13 protein-coding genes are annotated in these 12,279 nt (G+C 40.8%); 7 read left to right on the forward strand and 6 right to left on the reverse strand.

The window, feature by feature from the left end:
- Positions 1–163 precede the first annotated feature (163 nt).
- The gene (locus tag H5114_RS08345; protein ID WP_182722678.1) at positions 164–1,126 is read right to left on the reverse strand and encodes a 2-dehydropantoate 2-reductase; all 963 of its coding nucleotides are present in this window, start codon (positions 1,124–1,126) and stop codon (positions 164–166) included.
- Positions 1,127–1,712: 586 nt separating this feature from the next.
- Between H5114_RS08345 and H5114_RS08350 the strand changes: the two genes are divergently transcribed.
- Positions 1,713–2,678 carry a GGDEF domain-containing protein gene (locus H5114_RS08350; protein ID WP_182722679.1) on the forward strand — a complete coding sequence of 322 codons (966 nt, stop codon included), beginning with the start codon at positions 1,713–1,715 and terminating at the stop codon, positions 2,676–2,678.
- A gap of 190 nt (positions 2,679–2,868) precedes the next feature.
- Here the strand turns inward: H5114_RS08350 and H5114_RS08355 are convergent, their stop codons facing one another.
- Entirely contained in the window at positions 2,869–3,315 is a 447-nt protein-coding gene (locus H5114_RS08355; RefSeq protein WP_124015543.1) for a MarR family winged helix-turn-helix transcriptional regulator, read from the reverse strand.
- Positions 3,316–3,527: 212 nt separating this feature from the next.
- Between H5114_RS08355 and H5114_RS08360 the strand changes: the two genes are divergently transcribed.
- From H5114_RS08360 to H5114_RS08375, 4 genes are all read left to right on the forward strand, one after another.
- Positions 3,528–4,556 (forward strand): NADP-dependent oxidoreductase, encoded by a 1,029-nt coding sequence (locus H5114_RS08360; RefSeq protein WP_124015544.1) that lies wholly within the window; start codon positions 3,528–3,530, stop codon positions 4,554–4,556.
- A 43-nt stretch (positions 4,557–4,599) separates the two neighbouring features.
- Positions 4,600–5,277 carry a type 1 glutamine amidotransferase domain-containing protein gene (locus H5114_RS08365; protein ID WP_207891308.1) on the forward strand — a complete coding sequence of 226 codons (678 nt, stop codon included), beginning with the start codon at positions 4,600–4,602 and terminating at the stop codon, positions 5,275–5,277.
- A gap of 129 nt (positions 5,278–5,406) precedes the next feature.
- Positions 5,407–6,027 carry a glutathione S-transferase family protein gene (locus H5114_RS08370; protein ID WP_124015546.1) on the forward strand — a complete coding sequence of 207 codons (621 nt, stop codon included), beginning with the start codon at positions 5,407–5,409 and terminating at the stop codon, positions 6,025–6,027.
- Positions 6,028–6,247: 220 nt separating this feature from the next.
- Positions 6,248–6,847 carry a hypothetical protein gene (locus H5114_RS08375; protein ID WP_124015547.1) on the forward strand — a complete coding sequence of 200 codons (600 nt, stop codon included), beginning with the start codon at positions 6,248–6,250 and terminating at the stop codon, positions 6,845–6,847.
- Here H5114_RS08375 and H5114_RS08380 read toward each other — a convergent pair.
- The gene (locus tag H5114_RS08380; protein ID WP_124015548.1) at positions 6,837–7,670 is read right to left on the reverse strand and encodes a TIGR03899 family protein; all 834 of its coding nucleotides are present in this window, start codon (positions 7,668–7,670) and stop codon (positions 6,837–6,839) included. The genes H5114_RS08375 and H5114_RS08380 overlap by 11 nt on opposite strands.
- A 67-nt stretch (positions 7,671–7,737) precedes the next feature.
- Complete coding sequence (locus tag H5114_RS08385) at positions 7,738–8,952, reverse strand: MFS transporter (protein WP_182722680.1); 1,215 nt, start codon at positions 8,950–8,952, stop codon at positions 7,738–7,740.
- 306 nt (positions 8,953–9,258) lie between these two features.
- Here H5114_RS08385 and hemG point away from each other — a divergent pair, with 306 nt between their 5' ends.
- Both hemG and H5114_RS08395 read left to right on the forward strand, forming a co-directional pair.
- Positions 9,259–9,780: a menaquinone-dependent protoporphyrinogen IX dehydrogenase gene (gene hemG, locus H5114_RS08390; RefSeq protein WP_182722681.1), complete on the forward strand. Its 522-nt coding sequence runs from the start codon at positions 9,259–9,261 to the stop codon at positions 9,778–9,780.
- A 3-nt stretch (positions 9,781–9,783) separates the two neighbouring features.
- The gene (locus H5114_RS08395) at positions 9,784–10,314 is read left to right on the forward strand and encodes a cytochrome b/b6 domain-containing protein (RefSeq protein WP_182722682.1); all 531 of its coding nucleotides are present in this window, start codon (positions 9,784–9,786) and stop codon (positions 10,312–10,314) included.
- Between the two features lie 124 nt (positions 10,315–10,438).
- Here H5114_RS08395 and H5114_RS08400 read toward each other — a convergent pair whose 3' ends face one another.
- Together H5114_RS08400 and H5114_RS08405 are read right to left on the reverse strand one after the other, a co-directional pair.
- Positions 10,439–11,095: a thiol:disulfide interchange protein DsbA/DsbL gene (locus H5114_RS08400; RefSeq protein WP_182697499.1), complete on the reverse strand. Its 657-nt coding sequence runs from the start codon at positions 11,093–11,095 to the stop codon at positions 10,439–10,441.
- A gap of 435 nt (positions 11,096–11,530) precedes the next feature.
- Positions 11,531–12,196: a DNA-J related domain-containing protein gene (locus H5114_RS08405; protein WP_124015553.1), complete on the reverse strand. Its 666-nt coding sequence runs from the start codon at positions 12,194–12,196 to the stop codon at positions 11,531–11,533.
- Positions 12,197–12,279: the final 83 nt, after the last annotated feature.

Genomic DNA, 12,279 nt, shown 5'->3' on the forward strand with positions numbered 1-12,279 from the left:
ATCACTTTCATCCAGAGCTAAGCTCAGTCAAAAGGCCTATCAGAGTTCGTCTTTATTTGTGCACATTTTATTATATTGTGCGATTACGTCAGTTGTATTTTTGTTATTAAATTGTACCGCAAAACAATCGTTACCTCGACAACTATATCACCTATGTATTGAGTTAATCCCTTTGTTCTAACTGCTTTATTTGTTCTACTATCGATTGATTCACCGGTGTTTTTACGCCATATTTTTTGCCAATTTTAACTACAGCACCATTAATAAAGTCGACTTCGGTTTGTCGTTTCGCCTTGATGTCTTGCCACATAGAAGAACGAGCTTTGGGATCGATATCGAGCATCTGTTTAGCTAATAATGTAAATAACATATTGGGTAGCGATAATATTAGCGGTAACCATTGAGGTTTTACCTTAGTGTATTGATGCAGCTCGATGTCTGCCGCTTCGCAGACGTTTAACCATTCTTTCATTGCACGAGCCAGTTGCCGACGGCTAGCATAATGGCTGAGTTGCTGTTTGATGGGTAAGTCGCTAAGAGCATTTAATGCATTGTTAAGGTTTAACAATAGCTTGCCATAAATTATTGGCAGCATATTTTGATGCAAGTCGCAGCCAAAACCCTGTTTAATCATTGCTGCCTGAATTGCCTGTGTGTGATGGTTTGTCTGTAAGGTAAACACGCCTTCTGTACCTTTATGAAAATGGCTATTGGGCTGTTGTAACACATTAAAGGGGGTGATGCCCTGGAGCAGATTGCAGTGACTTAGAGACTGGTAAATGCTGTCGAAGCTGCCGAGGCCATTTTGCATAAAAATAATACTGCTGTCGCTGTGCGTTATCGCGATTAATGACTTGGCGATACTGCTAACCTGGTGGCACTTTAAGGTGACGAAAATTACATCAAATGGTATGTCAATTGGCGCCTGATCTATATCAGTGATAATGGCTGGTGGCATGACGGTTTGTAAAAAGCCTTGGTAGTCACTTAAGGTAATACCGTTATTGGCGATAATGTTTTTTTTCATCGTCGGCCTGCAAATGAGGCTAACATCAAAACCAGACAAACACAGCTGGCCGGCTAAATAGCAGCCAGTAGAACCCGCGCCATAAATTGCAATTCTCATTGGATTATGTCTCTTTTTTTATTATTAGTAAGCTAAGCTTTCAATCCAACCCCCGAGGCTGTGATGACTTGTAACATATCAGCATTTTTAGCCGTGTAGAAATTTAAAAATAATAACAGAACTACAATGAACCATAATCACCTTGCAGCGCAGAGATTTAGTGTTATCGCTGTCAATACACGCAGATGCCGCCGACATTAAAAGCAAATGGACGATGATGAATTTAAAGAGGTTATGATACGGCCCATGTATTAGGCCGCAAGGTTGTCAGCCATGCCCATGCTGCCCAAGGAATTAATCTGCCTTTTGTGATGTAGGCCGGGGTTATATATAAACGCTAGTGCTAACTTGTTGCGGCACAATGATGGTTCAAATAGCCACAATGCCGCAGCTTTATTTTTTAATAATTAAAAATCAATTAGTTATTTAACAAGGGCATAATCTATTTGATTTTTAGCGTTAGTGTTCGCATAATAGCCAATTGTGTTTATACAGTACTCTTCACTATAAACCTGTAGAAGGTTCTTCCACTTCAAGGCGTCAATAATGAATTCATACGGATGTTGATTGTAGCTAAGGAATGCTCATGTCGATTGATACTCTCGCGTTATTAGTTTTTATCTTATTGGCTTTGATCGCTTTATTGCTGTTTGCTAATTTGAAAGAATATCGACAAGAAAAAACACAAAAACATCTTATCAATTCTTATGAACAAATCCTCGATCACGTTGGCGCTTATATTTATGTCAAAGATACCGATTGCCGCTATGTATATTGTAACCAACTCACTTTAGATTATTTTGGCGTTAGCCTTGAACAATTAAAAGGGACGTCAGACAGTGATTATTTGCCTCCTGAAGTGGCGGATGTTTTGCAACATAATGACCATAAGGTGTTAACGCTTCAGCGTAAAGTATCTGGTGATTTTGTCGTAGAGGGTGAAAACGAGACCAATGTTTACCATGAAGTTAAGCAGCCTCTATATGATAAAAGAGGTCAGCTTATGGGGTTAATTGGCATTTCTACCGTTATCACCGAAGAATATAATCTACGTGTCAAACTGGAACATCTCGCCAATAGCGATCCATTAACAGGGCTTTATAATCGTCGTTCGTTTAATGCATTCTGTGACCATGAGTTTGCTCGGGCAATGCGCTATGGTGAATCGCTGTCATTTATGATTATCGACATTGATTTTTTTAAGAATGTTAATGATACCTTCGGCCACTTAGTGGGCGACGAGGTGATTAAGCGGGTGGCTGATATATGCAATGAACATGCGCGTGAGTCGGATATATTGGCTCGAATTGGCGGTGAAGAATTTGCCATTATATTACCCAATACTAATATTGATTCTGCTTATGAACTGGCTGAGCGTTTACGAAAAGCTCAGCAACAATACGATCAACAGCAAGCGCCTTGTATTACCATCAGCATAGGTATTTCAACCTTAGACTCACAAGACAATACTTTTATCGATATGTTTAAGCGTGCAGATAAAGCGTTATATTCGTCAAAAAATATCGGCCGTAATAGTGTTAATGTAGCCTAATTGCATGTGATTATTGATCATTTCAGTATGATGGCTAAGCCGATTTAATCGCATCAGCCAATGCGGCGGCATCACGCAATCAACAATAGATCTTAAAAATTGTTAATTTAAGTTGCACGCAATTAGTTATCGTGATTATCATGTGTCTCAAGCAACGCACATTTACTGTCAATTTGAGTGCTTAAGTCAGTTAGAACTCAATATGCTTAGACAGTTTTAGTCTAAATTGATCCAGCCGTTGTTTTAGATCGCTCAGTTCAGCAAGGTCGATACCGCATTGCTCAACAATACATTCGTGGATCTGCTGGGCCCGAGGTTGGAGAAGATAACCTTTTTCGGTTAATTGCATGCATAGCACTCGCTCGTCTTTAGGCTCGCGAATACGCTTAAGCAGTCCGTCGGTTTCAAGGCGTTTGATGACTGGAGTTAATGCACCCGATTGTTGCCCGAGTTTGCTGGCTAAAGTTTTTAAACTTAAACCATCTTGCTCCCAAAGCACTAGCATTACTAAATATTGAGTGTAGGTGAGCCCAATAGAGTCAAGTAAAGGTTTATAGAGCTGCACGATTGCCAATGACGTCGAATAGACAGCAAAACAGAACTGATTCTCAAGTAGCATGGGTTTGTTTTTATTCATATCAGTGCTTAGCTCGCAAAATGGTTGGTGGTATTTAGGCTGATCAATTTAAGTAAAAGAAACGTATTAGTCGACCTTGGTTGTATATGGTATCAGTGTTTAGCTGATATGTATTACAGGTATGAATAGCTTTTAACATTTGCTAATCACTTAGGTCATATTGTCTTCTCGTGCACCATCTGATGGTGCCTATGTCATTTAAAGGATACAAGATGAACACTCAAAACCGTCGAATTGTTCTCGCCAGCCGCCCTCAAGGTGAGCCAGTTGCTCATAATTTCCGTTTAGAAACCGTTAACAAACCAGTGCCTGGCGAAGGTGAAGTCTTATTGCGTGCGGTGTATTTATCACTCGATCCTTACATGCGTGGCCGTATGAATGATGCTAAATCATATGCCGAGCCGGTTGCTATTGATGATGTCATGGTTGGCGCCGCGGTATCACAAGTGGAAGTGTCTAATCACCCTGATTATAAAGTGGGTGAGTGGGTATTATCATTTGGTGGTTGGCAAGATTATCTAGTGTCTAACGGCGAAGGCTTAATGACATTAGGTGACAATCCTACTCATCCTTCTTATGCTCTAGGCATTATGGGAATGCCCGGTTTTACTGCGTACATGGGGTTATTAGACATTGGCGCACCCAAAGCGGGTGAAACTGTTGTGGTTGCAGCGGCCACAGGTCCAGTTGGCGCAACAGTTGGTCAAATTGCTAAATTAAAAGGTTGCCGCGTTGTAGGTATTGCTGGTGGCGCTGAAAAATGTCGCCATGCCAAAGAAGTACTCGGTTTTGACGAGTGTATTGACCATAAAGCGCCTGACTTTGCACAGCAACTGGCAACACATTGCCATGATGGCATAGATGTGTATTTTGAAAATGTTGGCGGCAAAGTATTTGATGCTGTGATGCCGTTACTCAATACCAGTGCTAGGGTGCCAGTCTGTGGCTTAATTTCTCAGTATAACGCGACGTCGTTACCTGATGGTCCCGATCGTTTGTCATTATTAATGGGCACTTTGCTGGTTAAGCGCATTAAGATGCAAGGTTTTATTATTTTTGACGATTATGGCGATCGTTACCCAGAATTTGCCCAAGATATGGGCCAATGGTTGGCACAAGGCAAGATTCAGTATCGTGAACAAATTGTCGAGGGTCTTGAAAATATGGCCTCAGCCTTTATTGGGCTTTTAAAAGGCGAAAATTTCGGCAAGATTGTCATTAAAGTAAACAATCCTCTGTAATCTGAGTGATTACGAATAAATTTACACTATTTAAGGAATAACAATGAAAGTATTAATGGTATTGACCTCTCACGACACACTAGGCGACACAGGTGAGAAAACCGGTTTTTGGTTAGAAGAACTCGCTGCGCCTTATTACGCATTTACAGATAAGGGTGTTGAAGTGGTACTGACTTCACCTAAGGGTGGCAAGCCACCATTAGACCCAAAAAGTGATCAAGCAGATTTTCAAACCGATTCAACTCGTCGTTTCGCTACTGACGAAAAAGCTCAGGCACTGTTAGCCAATACTCATACATTGGCATCAATTGACGTAGCAGAATATGACGCAGTATTTTATCCTGGTGGCCATGGTCCATTGTGGGATTTAGCGAACGACAAAGATTCTATTGCGTTAATTGAGCAATGCTACAAAACAGAAAAGCTTTTAGGTTTGGTATGTCACGCTCCTGCAGCGCTTAAATACCCTAAAAAGCCAGACGGAACGCCACTTGTTGCCGGTAAAAATGTTACCGGTTTTACTAATGGCGAAGAAGAAGCTGTACAGTTAACTAACGTAGTGCCATTTTTAGTTGAAGACATGCTGCAGGAAAATGGTGCAACCTACTCTAAGGGTGACGATTGGCACCCATATGCCGTGGTTGATGGTAAGTTAGTCACAGGTCAAAACCCTGCATCATCAGAGTTAGTGGCTGAAAAAATGTTAGCGTTATTAAGCTAATCAGCTGCTTGGTTGAGTTGTTATACTTAACCTTAACTCGACATTACAAATAAGTAGATTGATAAAAGTAAACCCAGTGAGTTGTTCATTAGGTTTACTTTTCATCACCAACATTACAAGGACGGCTTAATGATTAAATTACATCACTTAAATAAATCACGCTCAAAACGTATAATTTGGTTGTTAGAAGAATTGGGCGTGGACTATGAGCTGGTTGCTTATCAGCGTGATGCAAGCACATTTTTAGCGCCAGAGTCGTTAAAAGCAGTTCATCCTTTAGGTAAATCTCCAGTATTAGAGGCCAGCGGTTACACTATTGCTGAGTCTGGTGCGATTACTGAGTATTTAATTCAAACCTACGGTGCAGATAAGCTGATGCCGACACCCGGTTCTGCAGATTATATTGATTATTTACAATGGATGCATTTTGCTGAAAGTTCTGCTGCATTGCCATTATTATTGAAGATCTTTGTTAAAATGGATGGGGCTGAAACTCGCTTTATCGGTGGATATGCCGATGCTGAAACCGCAAAAGTCATCAGTTACTTTAATGACCGTTTGCAAGGTAAGTCATATTTAGTTGGCAACAGTCTTAGCGGCGCAGATATTATGATGTCGTTTATTGCGGAGCTTGTTGGCCAAAATGGCGAGTTTGAAAAATATCCAAATATTGCAAAGTATTATCAGCAATTAATGAGCCATGCATCATTTAAAAAAGCGATGCAAATCGAAGCTGAACACGATCGTTAATCATTAATGCGTATCCATTTAAAAGACGAACTCAGTTCGTCTTTTTTATTGCTGCAGCGGTTATTTTCATTCAGTTACCCCTATATTATTGATTATGCTTTTACCATCGGCAGGCCAATGTTTAACAGGCCACACAGTTGGTTTTTGGTTAAAGATTGTTCGCTGTCATACTAAGGTGTTACTATAACAAGGGTTTTATTGCGTGCTACAAGGTTAGATTATGACAACTTTATCAAATGAGGAACTTGCTTATTTCAGTGATGTTTTTTCACCGGCAGATGACTGCACAGACAACGCTTTATCGAAACATTCGTTAAGTGTCGCAACTGAAGTACCCCAAGTGCTTGCGCATATTTTGGGAAATGCCAAACTCACTTTGCTCGCTGAAATAAGCTACTATCGCTTATGGTTTCCATTGACCTTAACAATAGATGATCTTGGACAATTCTCTCCAGAATTGGGGATCCCAGAAGTGATTGATATGCGAGGCGGAGAACGCAGTTGGCGACTAGATGATGTTAAAAATATCAAGGTGATTGATCATGACACTGAGAAATACGTTGAAGTGTTATCTCTGTCTAGCTCGGGTATGACCATTAAGGTGCCGCAAGAACTTAACACTAAAATGCCCCGTTTAACCCAATTGATTTTACCTAATGGTGTTCATCTAGATATGTTGTTTGAACCTGTCAGGACTGAAAATGGGGTGATGGCGGCAAAGATTAGTGCAGAAGGTGAGTCGCGTGAAATATTGCGCCAATTTTTATTTAGCGAACATAAAGCTAAGTATGCACACCTTTATAAAAATATTAACTACTAACGATAAAATCCTTAGCTAACATAACTTTAACCGCATCGATAAAGTCATTGTCATTTTTGGCCTGAATTAATTGGCACAACTCATCACCTACACTGGTAAAGCGATAATAGGTAAATAATAAGTGCTGATCTTTAGGCTTTAGAGTCAAGGTAGTATTAGACATTGCTAACTGAATGTTTTCATTGCTGCTTAGTAACCCTGTTTCAAACTCGCTTTTATGCAAAATCCCCGCATCGACTAGGGTTAAAATACTCGAATAAGGTAAGCCAAATTGCGACAGGCCAAAGTTTGTTTGAGTGTGCTTGCGAAAATATTGTTTTATCCCGCCGTTAATACGATAACTGCTAAGTAATTTAAACCTAGGCTCAGTGTTGATTTTAACTGACATACCTAAGGCTTTTTCAAATATCTGTGCTTCTCGAAAGGTTAACTGTGTTAACAGTGCCAAGGTGCGAAGGCTAAAGTTGCCTGGATTGACGATTTCGCTGGCTAAGATTCTGGCCCATAAATCTTGCATTTTTCGATTATGGATCTGTTCTGCCATCTTAAAAAATTGATAACGCCAATCAGGATCTAACTCCACTCCAGTCACATCCGATGGCGTATAGTTAAGTGCTAATGCAAAAATGCTCTCAAGATTAGTTTGATGTTGGCTAAGTTGTTTGCGTTGACGGTATTGCGCCCGTTCTGCAACGGATGCGGTAGACGGACGATAATCGTCTTCACTGGCTAAACCGATAATGCGTCCGAGCAATAAGGTTTTTTTGCGCGCAGACACTTGAGTGTTGTCATCTTGTATCTCAGTTACATCAATATCAGCCATCACTCATCCTCTCAGTGCTTTGCGCTTGCGCCAGGTATTTTGGGGTACGACATTTATGTTGAATCGTTTAGTTTTTTGTAGTCAACGGAGACCATAAGGCTTCTTTACCCGACACCGGATGGCGCGGCACATTGAATGCTAATGCGAGCGAGCATAGGGCAAACCCAGTACCAATAAAGAATACTGCTTTAGGCGAGCTTAACCACAATATACCTAATAACGCTGGAATAATCACCGCGGCAATATGGTTAATGGTAAAGCTTACCGACATGGTTGAGGCAATATCCTGTTTATCGGCAATTTTTTGAAAATAGGTTTTCATTGCAATTGCCATGGCGAAAAGCAGGTGATCGATTACATATAATCCCGCAGCAATATTGGCATCGCTGACATAAGCGTAGCTGCTGAAAATAAGCACTAAGCCAAGGTATTCAATAATTAACGCATTACGTTCCCCTATGCGACCAATAAAGCGGCCAATCTTTGGGGCAAACAATAAATTCACTAGGTAATTAATCAGAAACAAGGCGGTGATTTCAGATACCGAATAGCCAAATTTCTCAACCATCATAAAGCCGGCGAACACCATAAAAATTTGTCTGCGTGCACCAGAAAAAAACGTCAGTAAATAATACAGCCAGTAGCGTTTTCGCATGATTAGATGCTTGTGCTGAATGGAGCCAATGGCAAAACGTGGAAAGTATACCGCCATCATAAACACCATGAGTAAGCCACAACCACCAATGATGCTGTACATCCAGATATAGTCAAGTTTAAGCCAACTCATGATCAGCCAAATTGATCCGTAACCGACGAGCGCCGCAGCGGATCGCCATGCTAACGCTTTTCCCATAAATCCCGGTGCATCGGCTTTATCAACCCACTGTAATGTCAGCGATTGATTGATGGTTTCAAAATAATGAAAACCTATCGACATCAATACCGTTGTTAAATACAGACCAATCACGTCGGGAAACCAGCCGGTAATGCCCACGCCAATACACAACAAGGCCAAAGATGATAAGGCAAAGGTTTGTTCTTTGATCATCAGTAATACAAATACTGCGGTAAAGGCTAAAAATCCTGGTATTTCTCTTAGGCTCTGCAATAAGCCAATTTCGGCGCCGGTGAATGCGGCGCGTTCAATCACAAAATTATTGAGTAATGCCTGCCAAACTGCGAATACCATCGACATAACAAAGGTCATCCACAGCAGGAGGTGTTGTGGGTTTGTTCGTTGGATCGAAATGGGGGCAGCATGTGTAAGTGATGTGTCTGACATGGTTGAAACTCTTATCCCTAAGTTTATCCATCTATAGTGACATAAAATAGTTTTCTAAGTGAACTGTATTTTGCCTGCCGTTTGGGGTTATCAGTCCATGATTCATTTGCCATGTTAAATCTGACACAAGCTTGGTTATTTGGGGTTTTCTGGTCGATGATTTTCTGCGAAGTACTTCACATTGCATTGAGGCAGTGCATATTAGGTGAATTGCTTATCATGATGACGTGATCTGTTTCATGTAAATTCTGTCATCGGTGGTCTAAGATACTGTATTACTTTAAATGATTCCTATAAGAGGTCAGCATGAGTCAGATTTTACTGATCCATTCTAGTGTGCATGGTTACACTCAACAAATATGTGAGTATTTACAACGTCAACTCGCTAGCCAAGATCAGCAGGTGACGGTAGCCCCTTTGGATGATGCTCCCGATTTAGCCTTGTTTGATAAAGTGTATATTGGTGCCAGTATTCGTCATGGCAAACATCGTCCGACGTTGTACCAATTTATTGAAACCCATCGAGCGCAATTAGAAAGTAAACCCAGTGGTTTTTTTTCAGTGAGTTTAGTGGCGCGTAAACCCCACAAAAATACGCCGCAAACCAACAATTATATGCAACAGTTTTTAAGTCAAAGTGCATGGCAACCTAAGCTGCTGCAGGTATTTGGTGGTAATTTAGATTACCAAGGTTACAACGCATTAGATCGAAATATTATTCGCTTTATAATGTGGCTAACCAAAGGTCCTACCGACCCCAACACTAAGGTAGAATTTACTGATTGGCAAAAAGTGGATCAATTCGCGCAGCAGATCATTAAGGAATAATGGATGAAGCGAGCGACAAGGCTATCGCAATTATTCGATTCTATCGCGACTAAACTGCATGTGATAACCGGCGGATTAAGCGTATTACTTATTGCTACTAGTCCTTGGATATTAATCGGGCGTCGTTTAGCCCCTAATAGCAGCGGGTGGAATCACTGGCATGTTTATGGCGGCCTGTGTTGTGCTTTATTAGCGGTGGCGCTGAGCTTTCATGTTTGTCGTCAGGGTCAATGGCGGCAGTTTTTTCCTTGGCTTGTTGGCGAATGGCGTCAGTGCTGGCAAGACATAAGCGGTTTGGCTCAAGGCCAGTTGCCTCATTCTGGTGGCAAAGGCTTATTGAGCGTGATTGCTGGCATAGGTTTATTATTATTGTTGTTGGTGTCTGTGACAGGTGTTGGCTGGTGGTTGACCCAAGGTGGTGAGTACGCCCTGAGTTTACGTTATTATCACAGTTTGTTTGCCGACTTCTTTGTGGCGGTATTACTGCTGCATGCATTACTTGGACTACTGCATTTACGTGACTTTTTTGATTAGGTTTTCAGTCTGAGTTTGGCACTGTGAGTTTAGTGAGTAAATAAAATGGCTATCAATTGATAGCCATTTTTATTGCAAGTGTTAGGTCTAATCTGTATTTCGACTAAGGATTAGCAGTAAGTTTTTATTTCGATAGAGCTAAAAAATTCATTAATTCAATTAGTTGGTCTAAGCTATTCATCTCATTCATATTAATGGCGTATTTATCATTAACGATAAAGGTGGGGACGCTATTCACTTTATATAGTGCTTGTTGCTGGCGCCACAAGGCTAATTGTTTCTCGGTATTACTGCTGTCGGCGATGTTGTCATAGGTTGCGGCATCGATGCCAAATTGGCTGAAGACTTTTCGAATGTCTTCACGGCTATTGATTTGTGATTGATGCTGGTGACCTTGAGCATTGTGATCATGGCCATTAGCACCTGCATCGCCTTGAATAGCGCTAAACATTGCATGGTTAAGTTTGTCTGCTTGACCAACCTGATGAATAACAGCCAGTGAACGCATTACTTCAGTGCCTAAGTCACTGTTCATAAAGTCTACATGCTTAGTGTCAAAGCTGATCTGTTTATCTAATCCCGCTTTAATTTCAGGAAGATACTGAGTTTCCATGTTGAAGCAGTTATGGCAGTAAAATGAAAAAAACTCAGTAATTTTAGGTGAACTTGTCACCATGTTATTCGATATTTGAGTGTAATGTTTACCGGCAATAAACGGTGTGGCGAGTGTGCTAAATGAGGCTGTTATTAGCATCAGTGTAATGGCAAAATATTTAATCATGTAAACCTCAAATCAATGTGTATGGCAAGTCATCGCGAGCAATAGACTTATCTGCTTTAGTTAAATAGGGTAAGTTTTTAAGCTGAATTATGACTTAAATCATCACTTAAAAAGGCGCTAATTTCGTGACCGATGCGTGCTTTATGAGGTTAACTGCGGATATTGAAGTGAGCCAATTGAATCATGTGGCGAGATGATGTGATGAAGTGCCAATAAAAGATGTGTTTCTGCTGCCGTGATCATTCCGCTCTGTTGATGTTATTGAGTGCTGTAAGCGTTGGCGATTAACAGTCAATGCGCCGCTCAACATGTTAATGTGGACTCGTTATACACAGTACTATGAGTGATAGGGACAAATACTGTCGACGTTGTCGTTATGCTAATGGTTTATACAAAGGTGCAGTTAAGCCATTAGCTGGTAATTATGTTTGCAGACTAGAGTGACTCTTTTAGAGTTTGCCATGCTTCGCACACTTCACGGAAACGTTCAGCATTGCCTTGATCGCGGTCTGGATGCCATTTAAGCGCCAGCTTACGCCATTGTTTACGGATGTCTCTATCGGTAGCAGTTTCATCCAGTTCAAACACTTTTAAGGCTTGGCCCACATGCATTAACTTGATATTAACGCCAATATACTCTTTATAAGTTGACCAGAACGACTCGAGCATTTCTCGCACTACGTTAACGCTGGCATCGTAATTAGCCCAGTCGAGATAGTAATCGCGTAATGCACCATCGCGAATATGTTGGACATCTGCACTGGCCGGAATAATCCTAAATATTTGGATTTCCATTGCCTTAACTTGTAACCACTGTTTGGGCATTAATATATCTTGTAATTCATACAAGGCATTCATCAATAAAAAGTTACGTTTAAAAAGATCTTTCTCCGGTAACGGATCAAGGTTATGCATTAGCCCTTTGGCTTGCAACTCGCTGGCTAAATGATGCACTTTCCAACTTTGATTAGTTGACTGCAATAAACTCAGCACAGGCCATATAAGCGGATTATCACTTTTATTTGCATTGATTTGATTGCTTTTATTTGTATCGTCCCATTCAGGAGCATGGGCCGAGTGTAAGGTTTTATTGAGTAACATGGTGGTGTATTCATCCTGAATTGGCGATAAATTCTACTTATCATGAAACCACACTATGCCATAGCCGTTGTTAATCACAAGTA

Origin of the sequence: Shewanella sp. SR43-8 (genome assembly GCF_014163775.1) — a bacterium.
GTDB lineage: Bacteria > Pseudomonadota > Gammaproteobacteria > Enterobacterales > Shewanellaceae > Shewanella > Shewanella vesiculosa.

Coding starts and splice junctions, on each gene's coding strand:
- H5114_RS08405 (WP_124015553.1), bottom strand. CDS start 12,196: ATGTTACTCAATAAAACCTTACACTCGGCCCATGCTCCTGAATGGGAC.
- H5114_RS08380 (WP_124015548.1), bottom strand. CDS start 7,670: ATGGCTGATATTGATGTAACTGAGATACAAGATGACAACACTCAAGTG.
- H5114_RS08375 (WP_124015547.1), top strand. CDS start 6,248: ATGACAACTTTATCAAATGAGGAACTTGCTTATTTCAGTGATGTTTTT.
- H5114_RS08345 (WP_182722678.1), bottom strand. CDS start 1,126: ATGAGAATTGCAATTTATGGCGCGGGTTCTACTGGCTGCTATTTAGCC.
- H5114_RS08385 (WP_182722680.1), bottom strand. CDS start 8,952: ATGTCAGACACATCACTTACACATGCTGCCCCCATTTCGATCCAACGA.
- H5114_RS08355 (WP_124015543.1), bottom strand. CDS start 3,315: ATGAATAAAAACAAACCCATGCTACTTGAGAATCAGTTCTGTTTTGCT.
- H5114_RS08370 (WP_124015546.1), top strand. CDS start 5,407: ATGATTAAATTACATCACTTAAATAAATCACGCTCAAAACGTATAATT.
- H5114_RS08360 (WP_124015544.1), top strand. CDS start 3,528: ATGAACACTCAAAACCGTCGAATTGTTCTCGCCAGCCGCCCTCAAGGT.
- H5114_RS08350 (WP_182722679.1), top strand. CDS start 1,713: ATGTCGATTGATACTCTCGCGTTATTAGTTTTTATCTTATTGGCTTTG.
- H5114_RS08400 (WP_182697499.1), bottom strand. CDS start 11,095: ATGATTAAATATTTTGCCATTACACTGATGCTAATAACAGCCTCATTT.
- H5114_RS08365 (WP_207891308.1), top strand. CDS start 4,600: ATGAAAGTATTAATGGTATTGACCTCTCACGACACACTAGGCGACACA.
- H5114_RS08395 (WP_182722682.1), top strand. CDS start 9,784: ATGAAGCGAGCGACAAGGCTATCGCAATTATTCGATTCTATCGCGACT.
- hemG (WP_182722681.1), top strand. CDS start 9,259: ATGAGTCAGATTTTACTGATCCATTCTAGTGTGCATGGTTACACTCAA.